Here is a 14175-nt window from a genome sequence, read left to right as displayed (position 1 = left end):
GCCGCCCTCCTCCGGGCGTATTCTCTATTGAAGCAGCGCAAGCAGGCTGCGGGCATCGGTCTGATTTTCGAGATCGAGAACGAAGTCGCTGAGAACGTCGACCCTTGATGCCGGCAGCACCATGCCGGCTAGGGCTGTATATTTGCCGATCAGTCGCTCATCACTCAGCGGGTTCTGCGGGCCTCCGAGGGGGAATTCAACGACAAGCCGATGCCGCTCGCCGGATGTCGTGACGATGGTGATCGCCGGCTCGTCCTCGTCTTTCATGGAGGGATCAATCCGCACCGTGATGCGATCCATCAACGGGCCGATCTCCACGGCCGACCACGCGGCCTCCTCAAGCTCGGCCAGAAAGACCTTGCCGTAACGCAGCCGGGCCGCCAGGGCATAGGGCAAGCTCATCTGGGCCTGTGCGCGCGACTCGATGATCTTGCCGCCACACATGCCATGCTGGAAGCCGCTGATATCGACCTCGATGGCGGCGATATCAGCGGGATCGAGACCATGACGCTGCAGCATGATGTCAAGCGCATCGATGCCGGCGTGCGTCCCGCGGCAGGTCGCGTGCGGCTTGATCGAGCATCGGTTCAGGCGCCAGTTGTGTCCGAAGTTGCGGATCAGCGCCTGCGGATCGCCCTTGCCGGCGCCGAAAGTCGCAAAAAAGCTGCCCCAGCGCTCCGCCTCGAAGACGCTATCAGGCCCTTCGAACCCTTGCCGTGTGAGATAAGCGGACATAAGGCCGCCTTCGGCGGCGCGGCCGGCATGAAGCTTCTTGGTTGAGCTGCCATTGTGGATGAAAGCCCAGGTTCCACCGGCAAAGGAGCAAGCAGAGCCGAGAGCGGAGGCCATTGCATTCATATCGAGGTTCATCATGCTGCCGACGGCAGCGGCAGCGCCGAACGCCCCGCAGGTCCCAGTCGAATGCCAGCCGAGACCGTTGTGCTCTTCATATCCGCCGACGGCTTCCAATACGCGCCGGCCGACTTCATAGCCGAGCAGGACGCTACGCAGCAGCTCGCTGCCGCTCACTGGCTGGCTTCGATCGCCAAGCGCGGCAAGCACAGCCGGAAGGACGACAGCACCGGAATGATCGCAACCGCCGCTGTCGTCAAGCTCGTAGGCATGGGCCGATACGCCGTTGACGAAGGCGGCTGTCCTTGCGTCCGATGCGATCGGTCGCCCCCAGATCGCGGCATGACCGGTGCGGGCCTTGATATCAAGCATCGCCACGACCGCATTGGTTTCGCGGGAGGCCGAACCGGCGATGGCAGCTCCGAGCGTATCGAGAATATGAAGCTTCGCCTTGTGGATGGTCTCGGGCGGAAAAGCTTCATAGCTCGTCAAGCAGACAAGCTCCGCCAGTGCCTGTGTCAGATTATCGCTCACGGGCCTGTTCCTCATCGACATAGGCTTCGTAGACATTGATCGGGTGATCGCCCGGTGCGGCAAGGCCCTTGCCGGCATGCCAGCGCGCGACATCCGCCGCCGTCGCCAGCCACACGTCATCGAAGCTTGTGATATGGGCGAGCAAGGCTTCGACCAGCGCTATCCGGCCAGGCGTGCCTGTCCATTCCGGGCGAAGTTGGATGACATAGCAAAGGCCGTATTTGCGATAGGCATCGAACTCGGCGATCCAGTTGCCAAGTACCGCCTCATAGGACGGAATGCGGCTTTGCCCCTTGGGAAAAGCCGGGGTGAAATTGAACTGGAAATAGGGCCGATCCTCCAACTCGATGTGAACCGGGATCTCCACCAGCGACGAGGAATGGCTGTAGGGCACATCGTCACCATTCAACGATGCCGACCAGGAATAGCCGGCCTCAACGAGTAGGCGATCGAAGTGACGTGGCCAGTTGCCTGCCGGCAGCCGGAAGCCGGAAACCTCGTTCGATGCAATCGCGCTCAATCTGTCACGGCTGCGCTTGAGGAGGTCCACAGCGGCCGATGCATCCATGGCGTCATAGCGCTCGAAATCCCAGCCGTGGCTCTCGATCTGATGGTGTGGTGTCACGATATCGCGCAGCAACTGTTCGTGTTTCTCTGCAACGATGCCGGGCACGAACCAGCTGGTGGATATGCCGGCATCGGCAAAGGCGTTGCAGAGACGTTCGACGCCGCGCGCGGCGCCATATTGCCAGACCGAAAAGCTCTTGCTGCGCCCTTTGAGATCAGGCGCCTGCGCGACTGCATCAAGCCCATCGTTGAAGATCACCGAGACAATTGCCGCGCATGTCTTGCCCTGCGGCCAGAAGCCTTTGGAAGCCGTATCGGTCATGCGGCGTCCTCCGGATGTTGTGCGATCCACCATTTTGCGATTTCCGCGCAGTGTGTCGCCCAGACACTGTCGCCATGGCTGGTGATCGCCTTGAATAGGCCCTCGAGGATCGCAAGCCGACCAGGTTTGGCGCAGACTTTCGGATGCAGGATCGTCGTCCAGCAGAGCCCTTCGCGGTGATAGCCTTCGAATTCGGCGCACCAGTTCTTTTGAACATCGGCGTAGCCCGAGATACGGTCGAGACCGATGGGAAAATCGGGCTCCTCGCTATAGGCAAGCGCGGTGTAATCATCGATATCCCAGCGACCCGGAATCTCGACCAGGCCGCGTCCGCGAGATGTCGCGTGGAAATAAGGCCGGTCGTCGCCGCGCATGGAGCTTGAATAAATGACGCCAAACTCGTGCAGCAATTGCGCAGTCTCGTCGCTCCAGTCGCCGGACGGCGTGCGGAAGCCGACCGGCGTCACGCCCATGCGGCTTTGGAAGATGTCGCGAGAGCGCCCCATGATGTCGAGCTGCTGCTGGCGGCTGCAGTCGATGAAAACCTCATGATAGTGGCCGTGATAGGCGATCTCATGGGCATTCCGAAGGATGCGTTCGCATTGCGACGGCCAATGTTCGACCACCCAGGTCGGTACGAAAAAGGTCGCCTTGAGGCCATAGGCAGCAAGAAGATCGAGAAGCCGCGGCAGCGCCCGCCACGGGCCATAGGAACCTTGCGTGAAATAACGGGGATTGGAGAGCAGCGAACCGTCGAGCATCGCATCGCCCGTCGGACCATCGACGTCGAAGGCGAGCGCCACCGCCGATTGTCGGCCTTGCGGCCACAGACTTGGTTTCGCCGATTTGATTGCACTCTTCGCAGTCATGGGGCTCAGCATGCGTTTCAAGGTGTTTTAGGGTGCAGCCATCCCTCCGCGGGCGTTGAGACACCCCGGCTGATGACTGCATGAAGGGATTGGGAAGCGCCGCTGTTACCGCGGCGCTTCTTCAAGCTTTACTTGACGCCGTTGATCACGGCCTTCGGAACGGCATTGTGGACGAGACCCCACTTCTTGAGGATCTCATCATAGGTGCCGTCCTTGATCAGCGCGTCGAGAGCACCGGCAACCGCATCGCGAAGCGCGGTGTGGTCCTTCTTGAAGCCAATGCCGAACGTGTCGTTGCTGAGCAGCGGCTCGCCGACGAGCGTGTAGGTGTTGGGCTCGATGCGCATCTGATAGGCGATCGTTTCGATGCCCTGCACGACCGCGTCATAACGGCCCTGCTTCATGCCGAGACGGGCCGCATTCGAATCCGCCGTTCCTTCGAACTTGATGGCGGGCTTGCCCTTGCCTTCGCAATTCTCGGCGCTCCAGGCCTTGACGTTATCACCGAAGGAGGTGCTGCGGCTTCCGGCTACTGTCTTGCCGCAAAGGTCGGTCGCCTGCTTGTAGGTCGCGGCATTGGCGTTGACGGTGAAGAGGATCGGCCCGCTGGTGATGTAATCGACGAAGTCCATGCTGGCTTGGCGCTTCACGTTGTCGCTCATGCCGGAGATGATCATGTCGGCGCGGCCGGTCTGCAGGCCGCTCTGCAGCTCCTGGAAGGCGGAGGTTACGAACACGGTTGTCAGGTTGAGCTTCTTGGCGATCGCATTTGCCAGGTCGACATCGAAACCGTCGATCGTGCCGGTGTCCGGATTGACGAACTCCATCGGCGGATAGATCGGATTGGTCATGATGCGGAGTTCGCCATCCTTCAGCAGGTTCAAGCTCGAATCCGCGGAAGCGGCAGTGGCCGCGAGCGAAAGCAGGGCCGCCGAAATGGCGAAGCGAATGAGTTTCATGCAATTCTCCTCTGATGATCTTTTTCAGGGTTTTTGTTGTTAAAGCACCGCAGAGATGAAGTTTTTCACTCTGGGATTTCTGGGGTTTTCCAATATGTCGCTGGGTGTGCCGGTCTCGACGATCGTACCGGCATCCATGAAGACCACGCGGTCGGCGACCTCGCGGCAGAAGCCGATTTCATGCGTGACGACGATCATGGTCGTCCCGGAGGCGGCGAGCTCCTTCATGACGCCGAGCACTTCACCTACCAGCTCGGGATCAAGTGCCGAGGTCGGTTCGTCGAAGAGCATGGCTTTCGGTTTCATGGCGAGTGCCCGGGCAATGGCGATGCGCTGCTGCTGGCCCCCGGACAACTCGCCCGGATAAGCGCCCGCCTTGTCGGTGAGGCCGACGCGCTGCAGAAGAACGCGCGCTTCGGCGATGCATTCCTGCTTCGGTCGCTTCTGCACGCCGACCGGACCTTCGATGATGTTCTGCAGGACCGTGCGATGCGGGAACAGATGAAACTTCTGGAACACCATGCCGACGGCCTGACGCTGGCGGGCGATCTCGCGATCCGGCAGCGGAAAGAGCCGGTTGCCCTCCCGACGATAGCCGGCAATCTCATCTTCGACCGTGACATAGCCGGCGTCGATCTGTTCGAGCTGGTTGATGCAGCGCAGGAAGGTGCTTTTACCCGAGCCGGAAGGCCCGATAATGCAGACGACTTCGCCCTTCCTGATCTCGAAATCGATATCCTTCAGGACATGAAACGTGCCGAAGTACTTCTGCAGGCCGTGCACCTTGATGATCGCGTCCATCAGCTTGCCTCCCCGGTGAGAGCCTGGTTGGCCGCCTGTTGCGCGCTGGCATCACGCCGCCCCCAGCCCTTGGAGAAATGCCGCTCGATATAGATCTGTGCGATGCTGAGAAGGGTGACGACGACCATATACCAGATGGCTGCGACGATCAGCAGTTCGATAACGCGCGAGTTGACGTAGTAGATGTCCTCGACGTTTTTCAAAACTTCCGAATATTGGATGACGCTGGCAAGCGATGTCAGCTTCACCATGCCGATGGTTTCGTTGCCGATCGGCGGGACGATGACGCGCATGGCCTGCGGTAGAACGATCTTCAGCGTTGCCCGCAACTTGGTCATGCCGATCGATTGGGCTGCTTCCATCTGCCCCTTGTCGATCGACAAAAGGCCGGCGCGCACGACTTCGGCAGTATAGGCGCCCTGCTGAATGCCAAGGCCAAGGAGGGCGGCAACGAAGGGCGTCATGACGTCAACGGTGCGGAGCGACCACAATCCCGGAATACCAATCGCCGGGAAAATCAGAGCGAGGTTGAACCACAGGAGTAGCTGCAGCAGCGCCGGCGTGCCGCGGAACAGCCAGACATAGCCGACCGATATGCCGCGCAGAACGGGATTGTCCGACATGCGCATGATCGCGGCAATGACACCGAGAACGATGCCGACGATCATGGCGCAGAAGGTCATGATGATCGTGTTGCCGACACCCGACATGACGGCTCTGGTGAACAGGTTCTGTCCGACATATTCCCAGGCGATATCGCCCTTCCAGAAGGCTCTCGCCAGAAGAAGAAGCAGGATGACGCAGATCGCCGCCATGATCTTCGTGCCGATTTTTCGCTGTGGCACGATCACAAGCGCATTCACGTCCAGTGGCGCTGAATTCGTCAAATTAAGATCCCCTGAGCTCATTGGTGAGCTTTCATTTTCTAATGGGGAAAGCTTACGTTGCTTTTGAATTCGGCCACAAACGAGATTTGAACATGTAATTTATGCGCGTTGCGCATAAATCATGGCATTCCACAGTGCGATCGCGCTGGTTAATTGAAATGCGATCCATATGAGAGAGTCGGTTTCTTGTCGGACGACTCCGGCGCAATGGCAGTATCGACTGACCCGAACATATTGGAGCAGCAGCGCCTTCGGACGTTGTACACGCCGCCCCGCCGATCTTGATCACGCAAGAGGTAGTGCATATCGACGCCCTACAACTCGCGCTCGGCGTCAGGATTAGCATGATGAAAATCCAAAACGTTTTGGCTTGACTCCCAAAACGTTTTGGACAATTCTCTGCGCCGTTCCGGAGGACGATCTTGGCAAATCTCAAGCAACTCGCGCAGTCGCTCGGACTGTCGATCACCACGGTTTCCCGTGCACTCGACGGTTACGGCGATGTCTCTGCAGCAACCCAGAAGCGGGTGAGAGAGGCTGCAGACATGGTTGGCTACCGCCCGAACGCATCGGCGCGCAGGCTAAGAAAACAACGTGCGGAACTCGTTGCCATCACGCTGCCGAGCGACCCCGGGCATATCGGTCCGCCGCATTTCCTCGACATGCTCTCCAGCTGTGCTGAGCATCTTGCAAGTGCCGGCCTCAACCTGGTCATCGCGCCTGTGCCACGCGGTGAAAGTGAACTCGACATCTGCCGTCGTTTCGTTGATGGCCGCCGCGTCGACGCCATGCTTCTCGTCCGCACCAGGCGGCAGGACGAACGCGTCGAATTTCTCCAGTCGCGCGGCATTCCCTTCGTCACCAACGGACGCACCGAAAGCCTCGTGCCGCATCCCTATATCGACGGTGACGGTTTTGCCGGGTTTCACGCGGCAACGGTCCGTTTTCAGGCCGCCGGCCACCGCCGCATCGGCCATATCGCCGGGCCACAGGAATATTACTTCGCGCATGTGCGCCGCACGGGTTGGAAGGCGGCGATGGACGAGGCAGGTCTCAATGCCGATCTCTGCGCCGAAGGCGCGCCCACGGAACAGGGCGGTTATCTCGCCGCACTGGAATTGCTCCGGCAGCCTTCGCGTCCTACCGCGCTCGTTTGCTCCACCGACGAAATGGCGATCGGAGCGCTCAGAGCGCTACGCGAGATCGATGGCGGCGACGCGATCAGCATTGTCGGTCATGATGACCTGCCGACGGGTGCCTTCACCAGCCCTTCCCTCTCGACCATGCGCATGACCGGCGAAAATCTCGGTGCGAGCTTCGCCTCGCTGCTGTTGCGGGCGATCGCCGGCGAGCCTGCGGAGGAATTGCAGGAGCTTCACGCGATCGAATTCATCGATCGCGACAGCCATCGCCGCCCGATGAAAGCGGCATGAGCAGACAGTGCATTACAGACAAAAACAATGAGGAGGAGAGAATATGAAACCTATCACATCAATCGGAATTCTGGCTTCCACTGTGCTGGCCTTTGCCTCACCGGTGCTTGCCCAGACGGTCTTCGTATCCACGCAGCTTCGCCCGATCGAGGAGGCGACCGTGGTGCGGCAGGACCTGCTGAAGGATGCCGGCAACATGGATTATGTGGTCGAGGAGCCGCCGCAGTTCGCCGTACGCATGGAGGCAGAAGCCAAGGCCGGCAAGCACACCGTCAGCCTGGTCGGCGCGCTGCACGGCGAGCTTTCACCACTCGCCGACAAGGATCAGCTCGAACCGCTTGATGATCTCGCTAAGAAGCTCGCCGGCGGCGGCATGCCGCAATCGCTCCTCGATCTCGGCAAGCTCGGGAAATCCAGCCAGCAATACATTCCGTGGATGCAGGCCACCTATGTCATGGCCGCCAGAAAGGAAGCCCTGCAATACCTGCCGAAGGGCGCCGATATCAACGCCATCACCTACGATCAGCTGATCGAGTGGGGCAAGAACATGCAGCAGGCGACCGGCCAACCGCAGATCGGCTTCCCGGCCGGTCCCAAGGGCCTGATGGCACGTTACTTCCAGGGTTATTTCTACCCGTCCTTCACCGGCGGCGTGGTGCGCACCTTCAAGAACGCCGATGCCGCGGCAGGCTGGGAGAAACTCAAGGTGCTCTGGGCCTATGTAAACCCCAACTCGACCAATTACGATTTCATGCAGGAGCCGCTGGCCGCCGGTGAAGTCATGGTCGCCTGGGATCATGTCGCCCGACTAAAAAATGCCATTTCCGCCTCGCCGGACGACTACGTCGTATTCCCGCCCCCGGCCGGCCCCAAGGGGCGCGGATACATGCCCGTTCTCGCGGGCCTTTCGATCCCGAAGGGTGCCCCGGATGCGGCGGGCGCGATGAAGATCATCGAAACACTGACGACCCCGGGGATCCAGCTGCTCACCGCGTCTAAGGTCGGCTTCTTCCCGACGCTGAACGTCCAGCTGCCGCCGGATCTCGACAAGGGCGTCGCACTTCTCGCCGGTGCCGTCGCCGAGACCCAGACGGCCAAGGATGCAGTGATTTCGCTTCTCCCAGTCGGCCTCGGCGACAAGGGCGGCGAATTCAACAAGGTCTATATGGACAGCTTCCAGCTGATCGTGCTGCAAAACCAGCCCGTCGGCGACGTGCTGGCCAAGCAGGGCGCCGTCATGGCCAAACTGATGACCGATACCAAGGCTCCCTGCTGGGCACCGGATGCCAAGAGCGACGGCGCCTGCCCGGTTCAATAATCCTCCCTGGGTGCTTGGGCGCAAATGTCCGGGCATTCTTTCCGCAACCCTGCTTTTCGAGGCGGGAGCCCATGACCCAAAACCGACCCTGGATCCCATATCTGCTGATCCTGCCATCCGTCGTCTTCCTCGGCCTGCTTTTCATCGTGCCGCTGGTGCAGACGATCTGGCTGGCGGTCTCGGAGGACGGCGCGCCGTCGCTTGCAAACATGCAGCGCATGGTGACGGACATCAATTTCATGCAATCGGTGCGCAACACGTTCCTGCTGACGATCGTTGTCGTACCCGTCCAGATCGCCATCGCGCTCGCCATGGGCACGATGGTCGCCAAGATCGGCCGCGGGCGGGAGACGATTCTGTGGATTTGGACGATCCCGCTCGGCATTTCGGATCTCGCCGCCGGCCTCGTCTGGCTGTCGATCCTCCAGAATAGCGGTTATTTCAACTCGCTGCTCTTCAGCCTCGGCGTGATCAGCCGCCAGGCGAGTTGGCTCTCCTACCAGACGCCTGTTGCGCTTTTCATCGCCATCGCGGTAGCGGAGATCTGGCGCGGCACGGCGATCGTCATGGTCATCATCGTCGCCGGGCTCAACCAGGTGCCGAAGGAGTTCAAGGAAGCCGCCGAAATCTTTGGGGCCGGTCCCTGGACGCGCTTCTGGAAAATAACTCTGCCGTTGATCCGCCCGGCGCTCCAATCGGCCCTCATCCTGCGCACCGTACTCGCCTTCGAGGTCTTCGCAGTCGTCTATGCACTGGGCGGCCGCAATTTTCCGGTCCTCGTTGGCGAAGCCTACAACTGGCAGAACCAGAACCAGAATTACAGCGTCGCGGCCGCCTATGCGGTTCTGATCATGGTCATCTCGCTCGCCGCAACCCTCGTCTATCTCAAGGCTTTCAAGGTCGATCCGGAGCGCCTGCCATGAACATGCAAGCCATCAGTTCCGAAGCAGCCGCCACCGCCAATCCCGCAAGCTTCGTTTCATCGCGCCGCTGGTTGCTCTGGAGCGGTATCGCCGCGCTTTGCGCCTGGGTTCTGGTTCCGATCTATCTCGTGGCGCTAGGCGCACTCGGCGGGCGACAGGGCGTCTACATCTGGCCGAAGACCGGCCTGCCGACCGGCATCTCGCTCGAACCCTTCATTCTCTTCCTGCAGGCGGAAGGGGTCGTCCGCTCCTTCCTCAATTCGTTGGGCGCCGCAGGCATCACGGTAGCCCTCTCCATCCTGCTCGGGGCGCCCGCGGGCTACGCGCTCGCCCGCTACAATTTTGCGGGCAAGGACAGCTACCGGCTGCTGGTCCTGCTGACGCGCGCCTTCCCGCTGGCGATCCTGGCGCTGCCGCTCACCGTGTCCTTCATCCGGCTCGGCCTTTACGATACGATCGTCGGCGTCGGCCTGATCCATACGGTCCTGGCGCTCCCCTTCGCGGCTCTAGTGACCCAGGGCATTTTCCTCGGCGTCCCGAAGGAGCTGGAAGAAGCTGCATGGGTTTTCGGCTGCACCCGCATCCAGGCCTTTTTCAAGGTCGTTGCGCCGCTCGCCTTGCCGGGTATCGTCGCAACGGCCGTCTTTGCGTTCGTCATTTCCTGGAACGAAGTCTTTGCCGCCTCGGTGCTGACGGTGCGCAACCGCACGCTGACGGCCTATCTGCTGACGGTGCTTTCCGAAAGCCCGATGCATTATCGCTTCGCCGGCGGCCTGATGCTCATCCTTCCCTCGGTTGTCTTCATCTTCGCGGTCAGGCGCTACCTTTTCGCGATCTGGGGCATTTCCTCCAAGTAACGGGACCAATTCCATGGCCAATATTGTCATCGACCGTGTCCGCAAGAGTTTCGGGGCATTCCAGGCCCTGAAAGAGGTCTCGCTGACGATCAACGACGGTGAATTCGTCTCGCTTCTCGGCCCGTCCGGCTGCGGCAAGACCACGCTCCTGCGCATCATCGCCGGTCTCGAAACCGCATCCGGCGGCGATGTCCGCATCGGCGACAAGTCGGTCCTCGGGCTCGCTCCCAAGGATCGCGGGCTTGCGATGGTCTTCCAAAACTATGCGATCTTCCCGCATATGACGGTGTACGAAAACGTTGCCTTCGGGCTGCGCATGCAGAAGGCAGACGAGGCGCGCATCAAGGCGCAGGTCGAAAAGGCCGCCGGCCTGCTGCATATCGAGCAGTATCTCGACCGTTATCCGAACAAGCTTTCGGGCGGCCAGCGCCAGCGCGTCGCCGTTGCCCGCGCGCTTGCCGTCGAGCCCAAGGTACTCCTCATGGACGAACCGCTCTCCAACCTCGATGCGCTGCTTCGCCTCGAAATGCGCACCGAACTCAAGACGGTGCTGCAATCGGCCGGCACAACGACGATCTACGTCACGCACGACCAGACAGAGGCGATGGGCCTTTCCGACCGCATCGCCGTCATGCACGGAGGGATCGTCGAGCAGGTCGGCTCGCCGGTCGATGTCTATAATCATCCCGCAACGCGCTTCGTCGGCGGGTTCATCGGCAATCCACCGATGAACTTCATCAAGGTACCTGTCCTGAACGGCCAGGTCTCTGCCGGGATCGAGCAACTGAATGCACCGCAGGAAGCCGGCAAGGAGATCATCCTCGGCCTGCGCGGCGAGGCGGTCGAACTCGCGGGCCTGCCCGAGGGCCTCGAAATGAAAGTGCGGGTCGCCGAACCGATGGGCTCGCACCTGCTCCTGACCGGCTCGATCCACGATCAGCCCGTCCGTGTCATCCTGCCTGCCTCCGAAACCGTCAGGAGCGGCGATACGATCGGCCTGAAGCTCGATCGCAAGCGCATCACCTGGCTTTCGCCCGAAAGCGGCCAATCCTTTCCGGCCGTGATGGCCTAGGGCGTCCTTTCCCAATTCCGGAGTACCGACATGAACCTGCATATCGATCAAGCCAAGCGCATTCTCGTCGCCAACGACCGCGGCGGCTATACGGTGCCGACGGACCGGCTCTATCCCTTCCAATGGAACTGGGATTCCGCCTTCGTCGCCATGGGTTTCGCGCTCTACAATACGGACCGCGCCTATCGCGAACTGGAGCGGCTGGTCGAGGGCCAGTGGGCGGACGGAATGATCCCGCATATCGTCTTCCACCAGCCGAGCGATAGCTATTTTCCAGGCCCGAACGTATGGCGCACCCGCCACACGCCCCCCACCTCCGGCATCACCCAGCCGCCCGTTTTCGCTATCGCGCTCCGCAAGCTGCACGAAGCCACCCGTGACAAGACCCGCACCCTGCCGCTCTACGAGGCGGCACTGAAATGGCACCGCTGGTGGTATGCGGCCCGCGACCCTGAAGGGACCGGCCTCGTTGCTCTGCTTCACCCCTGGGAAAGCGGCAGCGACAATTCTCCCGCATGGGACCTCGCGCTCGCCCGCGTTCCCACCACTACCGACACCCCGGTCGTGCGGAAGGATACCGGCCACGTGAACGCTTCGATGCGTCCCCGCGACGAGGACTATCAGCGCTTCATCCACCTGGTTGACACCTATGCCGCCTGCGGTTGGGAGCCGGCTAGACAGTGGGCGAAGGCACCCTTCAAGGTCGCCGAGATCCAGACCACCGCGATCCTGCTCAAGGCCGGCGAAGACCTCGAAGCACTCGCCCACGAATTCGGCCGCAATGAAGATGCGTCCGAGATCGCCGCACTCAATGAAAAAACTCGCAACGCGATCCTCGCCCAGTGGCGACCCGATCTGTCGCGTTTCGTATCCCGCGATCTCGTTTCGGGCTGGGATATCGAGGCACCGACACAAGCGGGGTTCATCCCGCTTCTGTCGCTCGATCTCGACCAGGCGGTCGTCGGCGCTCTCGTCGATGAAATGAAGGCATGGTCCAAGGGGATGAAAGTCGCCTTCCCGACAGTAAAGCCCGGTATCGACAGTTGGGAGCCGAAACGGTACTGGCGCGGCCCGGCCTGGGCGATCATCAACTGGCTGCTGATCGACGGCCTGAAGCGCAATGGCCGGATCGACGATGCCGAGAAGCTGCGCAAATCGACCATCTCGGCGATCGAGGCGGAGGGTTTTGCCGAATATTTCGACCCGGTCACCGGTGAAGGCTGCGGCGGCCTTGGCTTCTCCTGGACGGCGGCAGCGTATATGTGGCTTGTGGCGTCATAAATTTAGGTATCAGTCGCGCCTGCGCATAAAGCTTAGGTCGTGTAAGCGCTATTTTGCTCCCACTTTCCGGACTGCTGGTTGATCGTTGATGCTGTGCCCGAATAGGGCTTCGATATATGACGATTTCAGGACTCACGTATGGCACCAAGGCTGATGCTGTGGTGCAGCGGTTTGGCCGCACGCTATCTTTGAGATATGCTGACAGCGCTTCCTTCCGTTCGTAACCCGAGCCATCCGGATTTCTTCAAGAAACCGTTAAATTGCATGATCACTGCTTCTTTAAATGGTCACGCAGACTTGCAACATCCGCGGGCTTTACCGCCGGTGCAGCATTGCCCCAGCTATTGCGGACATAGGTCAGGACGCTTGCAACCTGTTCGTCGGACATGTTCCAGTCGAAGGCGGGCATGGCGGGGGAAGTACTGACAGCATCGGTGCTGCCGGCTCGACTTCCGGCGAGGACCACATGGATCAGCGATGTTGCGTCATCGGCATTGACGAGCGGCGCATCGGCAAGCCTTGGGAACAGTTTTGGTATACCCTCGCCCGCCGGCGTATGGCAGCCGGAACAACGGTCGGCATAAAGAGCCGCACCCGCCTTCATGACAGGCTCGGATTGCGCGATGGCGGCAGATGCTGCCGTTGACGTCTCGCCGCTGTCCTTGAGGTAGGTGGCGATCGCTGCAAGATCGGAATCGCTGATCTTGGATGTGGACTTGGTGACGACTTCCGCCATCGGTCCGGACGCTAGATCAAACCGGTTCGCGCCCGTCTTGAGATAGGCGACGATATCGTCCACGCTCCAGCTGCCGATGCCTTTATGCTGATCGGTGGTGATATTGGGAGCATTCCATCCCTGAATGACAAACCCTTGCAATGCCTCGCTGTCCTTGTCGCCTCCGAGCGCGTTCTTTGGCGTGTGGCATGTACCGCAATGTCCTGGCCCCTGTACGAGATAGGCCCCGCGATTCCATTGCTTGCTCTTGTCTGCATTCGGCTTGAAAACACCTGCGGTGAAATTCAGGGCGTTCCAGCCGAATAGCGACCAGCGCTGGTTATAGGGAAACGGCAGCTGGTTGACCTCGACCTGATTTTTGACCGGCTGCAACGTTTGCAAATAGGCGAAAAGTGCTGCGTTATCCTCAGCGGTCATTTTGGTGTAGGCGGGATACGGCATGGCAGCGTAGAGATGATAGCCGCCCCTGCCGATCCCTTCGGACATGACGCGCTGGAAGTCGTCCTTCGTGTATTTGCCAATGCCGGTCTCGCGGTCGGGCGTAATATTCGGCGTGACCAGATTGCCGAAAGGTGTTTCGATGCTCAGACCGCCGGCGAAGGGCCTTCCTCCTGGCGCGGTGTGGCAGGCAGCACAATCGCTCAGAATGGAGAGATAGCGGCCCCGGTCGACCACATTGAACTCCGCATCGCCTAGGGATTGCGCCATGGCAAGTGACGATAAGCCCCCAACTGCGGCTGCCGTCATCCCGAGCCTGAATTTCC

13 protein-coding genes are annotated in these 14175 nt (G+C 60.6%); 6 read left to right on the top strand and 7 right to left on the bottom strand.

Annotated elements, in window-relative coordinates:
* Positions 1 to 24: 24 nt before the first annotated feature.
* From PH558_RS24445 to PH558_RS24420, 6 genes are all read right to left on the bottom strand, one after another.
* Positions 25 to 1386, bottom strand: coding sequence for an MmgE/PrpD family protein (locus PH558_RS24445; protein ID WP_285207064.1), 1362 nt, complete (start codon positions 1384 to 1386; stop codon positions 25 to 27).
* Complete coding sequence (locus PH558_RS24440; RefSeq protein ID WP_285207063.1) at positions 1376 to 2275, bottom strand: polysaccharide deacetylase family protein; 900 nt, start codon at positions 2273 to 2275, stop codon at positions 1376 to 1378. The genes PH558_RS24445 and PH558_RS24440 overlap by 11 nt, the downstream gene beginning before the upstream one ends.
* The gene (locus tag PH558_RS24435; RefSeq protein WP_285207062.1) at positions 2272 to 3144 is read right to left on the bottom strand and encodes a polysaccharide deacetylase family protein; all 873 of its coding nucleotides are present in this window, start codon (positions 3142 to 3144) and stop codon (positions 2272 to 2274) included. The genes PH558_RS24440 and PH558_RS24435 overlap by 4 nt, the downstream gene beginning before the upstream one ends.
* A gap of 128 nt (positions 3145 to 3272) precedes the next feature.
* On the bottom strand, positions 3273 to 4103 hold the full coding sequence (locus tag PH558_RS24430; protein WP_095438069.1) for an ABC transporter substrate-binding protein: 831 nt from the start codon (positions 4101 to 4103) through the stop codon (positions 3273 to 3275).
* 39 nt (positions 4104 to 4142) lie between these two features.
* A complete protein-coding gene (locus PH558_RS24425; protein ID WP_285207061.1) occupies positions 4143 to 4904 on the bottom strand; it encodes an amino acid ABC transporter ATP-binding protein in 762 nt (253 codons plus the stop codon).
* The gene (locus PH558_RS24420; RefSeq protein WP_285207059.1) at positions 4904 to 5812 is read right to left on the bottom strand and encodes an amino acid ABC transporter permease; all 909 of its coding nucleotides are present in this window, start codon (positions 5810 to 5812) and stop codon (positions 4904 to 4906) included. Before PH558_RS24420 ends, PH558_RS24425 begins: the two co-directional genes overlap by 1 nt.
* 401 nt (positions 5813 to 6213) lie before the next feature.
* Between PH558_RS24420 and PH558_RS24415 the strand changes: the two genes are divergently transcribed.
* The 6 genes from PH558_RS24415 (at position 6214) to PH558_RS24390 (ending at position 12675) form a co-directional block, all read left to right on the top strand.
* The gene (locus PH558_RS24415) at positions 6214 to 7224 is read left to right on the top strand and encodes a substrate-binding domain-containing protein (protein ID WP_095438072.1); all 1011 of its coding nucleotides are present in this window, start codon (positions 6214 to 6216) and stop codon (positions 7222 to 7224) included.
* Between the two features lie 43 nt (positions 7225 to 7267).
* A complete protein-coding gene (locus PH558_RS24410) occupies positions 7268 to 8542 on the top strand; it encodes an ABC transporter substrate-binding protein (RefSeq protein ID WP_285207058.1) in 1275 nt (424 codons plus the stop codon).
* Between the two features lie 71 nt (positions 8543 to 8613).
* Positions 8614 to 9465 carry a carbohydrate ABC transporter permease gene (locus PH558_RS24405; RefSeq protein WP_095438074.1) on the top strand — a complete coding sequence of 284 codons (852 nt, stop codon included), beginning with the start codon at positions 8614 to 8616 and terminating at the stop codon, positions 9463 to 9465.
* Positions 9462 to 10322 carry a carbohydrate ABC transporter permease gene (locus PH558_RS24400; RefSeq protein WP_483314183.1) on the top strand — a complete coding sequence of 287 codons (861 nt, stop codon included), beginning with the start codon at positions 9462 to 9464 and terminating at the stop codon, positions 10320 to 10322. The genes PH558_RS24405 and PH558_RS24400 overlap by 4 nt, the downstream gene beginning before the upstream one ends.
* A gap of 13 nt (positions 10323 to 10335) precedes the next feature.
* Positions 10336 to 11394, top strand: coding sequence for an ABC transporter ATP-binding protein (locus tag PH558_RS24395; RefSeq protein ID WP_113408723.1), 1059 nt, complete (start codon positions 10336 to 10338; stop codon positions 11392 to 11394).
* Between the two features lie 30 nt (positions 11395 to 11424).
* Positions 11425 to 12675: an MGH1-like glycoside hydrolase domain-containing protein gene (locus tag PH558_RS24390; RefSeq protein ID WP_285207056.1), complete on the top strand. Its 1251-nt coding sequence runs from the start codon at positions 11425 to 11427 to the stop codon at positions 12673 to 12675.
* A 268-nt stretch (positions 12676 to 12943) separates the two neighbouring features.
* On the opposite strand, the gene PH558_RS24385 is transcribed toward PH558_RS24390, so the two are convergent.
* The gene (locus PH558_RS24385) at positions 12944 to 14158 is read right to left on the bottom strand and encodes a c-type cytochrome (protein ID WP_095438077.1); all 1215 of its coding nucleotides are present in this window, start codon (positions 14156 to 14158) and stop codon (positions 12944 to 12946) included.
* Between the last annotated feature and the right edge of the window lie 17 nt (positions 14159 to 14175).

This window comes from Rhizobium pantanalense, assembly GCF_030182525.1.
Taxonomy (GTDB): Bacteria; Pseudomonadota; Alphaproteobacteria; order Rhizobiales; family Rhizobiaceae; genus Rhizobium.
Note: the sequence above shows the minus strand (reverse complement) of the source record. Positions and strands in the feature narration are given on the sequence as shown.

Bases quoted from the DNA above. Each gene is read 5' to 3' on its own strand.
- PH558_RS24390 (WP_285207056.1), top strand. From the start codon at position 11,425: ATGAACCTGCATATCGATCAAGCCAAGCGCATTCTCGTCGCCAACGAC.
- PH558_RS24440 (WP_285207063.1), bottom strand. From the start codon at position 2,275: ATGACCGATACGGCTTCCAAAGGCTTCTGGCCGCAGGGCAAGACATGC.
- PH558_RS24395 (WP_113408723.1), top strand. From the start codon at position 10,336: ATGGCCAATATTGTCATCGACCGTGTCCGCAAGAGTTTCGGGGCATTC.
- PH558_RS24410 (WP_285207058.1), top strand. From the start codon at position 7,268: ATGAAACCTATCACATCAATCGGAATTCTGGCTTCCACTGTGCTGGCC.
- PH558_RS24400 (WP_483314183.1), top strand. From the start codon at position 9,462: ATGAACATGCAAGCCATCAGTTCCGAAGCAGCCGCCACCGCCAATCCC.
- PH558_RS24405 (WP_095438074.1), top strand. From the start codon at position 8,614: ATGACCCAAAACCGACCCTGGATCCCATATCTGCTGATCCTGCCATCC.
- PH558_RS24420 (WP_285207059.1), bottom strand. From the start codon at position 5,812: ATGAGCTCAGGGGATCTTAATTTGACGAATTCAGCGCCACTGGACGTG.
- PH558_RS24435 (WP_285207062.1), bottom strand. From the start codon at position 3,144: ATGACTGCGAAGAGTGCAATCAAATCGGCGAAACCAAGTCTGTGGCCG.
- PH558_RS24385 (WP_095438077.1), bottom strand. From the start codon at position 14,158: ATGACGGCAGCCGCAGTTGGGGGCTTATCGTCACTTGCCATGGCGCAA.
- PH558_RS24430 (WP_095438069.1), bottom strand. From the start codon at position 4,103: ATGAAACTCATTCGCTTCGCCATTTCGGCGGCCCTGCTTTCGCTCGCG.
- PH558_RS24425 (WP_285207061.1), bottom strand. From the start codon at position 4,904: ATGGACGCGATCATCAAGGTGCACGGCCTGCAGAAGTACTTCGGCACG.